The organism is Micromonospora sp. ATA51 (assembly GCF_016802855.1).
Taxonomy (GTDB): domain Bacteria; phylum Actinomycetota; class Actinomycetes; order Mycobacteriales; family Micromonosporaceae; genus Micromonospora; species Micromonospora sicca.
In genome coordinates this window covers 1-1120 of sequence record NZ_JAEVHJ010000687.1, presented here as the reverse complement: position 1 = coordinate 1120, position 1120 = coordinate 1, and the positions used below count along the sequence as shown (strand labels likewise).

Genomic DNA, 1120 nt, shown 5'->3' with positions numbered 1-1120 from the left:
CCTTCACCGGGCCGCCCCGGCGGCGAGCCGGCCGGCCGGCGGCGCGACCGGTACGCCGAAGCCGACCGGCACCACGAGCGCGCCGGAGAAGCCCAACCCGTACACGGCCGGTCAGGCGTGCGGCAGCGGCTACCAGGTGATCGACTCGGCGGCGCTGACCGCGGGCGGGACCCGCAGGGGCCGGGTCTACCTGCTCTACAACGCCGGCAACGGCTACAACTGCGTGGTCACCCTCAAGGACACCGACGTCGGCCGGGCCACCACCGTCTCGGCGTACCTGGAGGTGCAGGGGAAGGCCCGCAGCATCGACAGCGGCGCGTTCGAGTACTACGCCGGCCCGGTCCGGGCGAGCGCCGCGGGGGCCTGCGTGAAATGGGGCGGCGCGGTGGCCGGGGCCAGCTACGGCAGCCCCTTCGAGCACTGCGGTTGAGCCCCGCCGCCCGGACGGCCGGCACGTCGTCCGCCGGCCGGGCGGCGTACGGGGCGGCGGGCGGCGACCCGCCGGGCGGCTTTAAGGTACGGGCATGTCCGTTGACGGGTGGAACACGCTCCTGGTGCTCGGCGGTATCCGGTCCGGCAAGTCCGAGTTCGCGGAATCGCTGGTCGCCGACGCACCGACGGTCCGCTACGTGGCCACCGCGCCCGCTGGGGACCCGGAGGACACCGAGTGGGCGACCCGCCTGGCGGCCCACCGGGCCCGGCGGCCGGGCAGCTGGACGACCGAGGAGACGGCCGACGACCCGCGCCGGCTGCCGACGTCATCGCCGCCGCCGGGTCGAACGAGACGCTGCTCGTCGACGACCTCGGCGGCTGGGTGACCGTGCTGCTCGACCCGGCCCACCAGCCGGCCGACGACACCGCGACCGTGACGGAACTGGCGGCGGCGATCCGGGCGAGCGCCGCGCGGGTCGTGCTGGTCACCCCGGAGGTCGGGCTCTCCCTGGTGCCGACCACCCCGCTCGGCCGGGCGTTCACCGACGCGCTGGGCGCGACCAACCGCGCGGTCGCCGACGCCTGCGACGCCGTGGTGCTGGTCGTCGCCGGGCAGCCGACCTGGCTGAAGCCGGCCGCCGCCCCGCGGGCCGCCGCGGTGCCCGCGCAGGCCGGCCCCCGGCCAGGC

General features: G+C 77.2%; 2 pseudogenes. Both read left to right on the top strand.

What is annotated here, in order from left to right:
- Positions 1–430: pseudogene (locus JNW87_RS38970) on the top strand (hypothetical protein); the annotation flags it as partial.
- Positions 431–524: 94 nt separating this feature from the next.
- Positions 525–1120, top strand: a pseudogene (locus tag JNW87_RS38965) (bifunctional adenosylcobinamide kinase/adenosylcobinamide-phosphate guanylyltransferase); the annotation flags it as partial.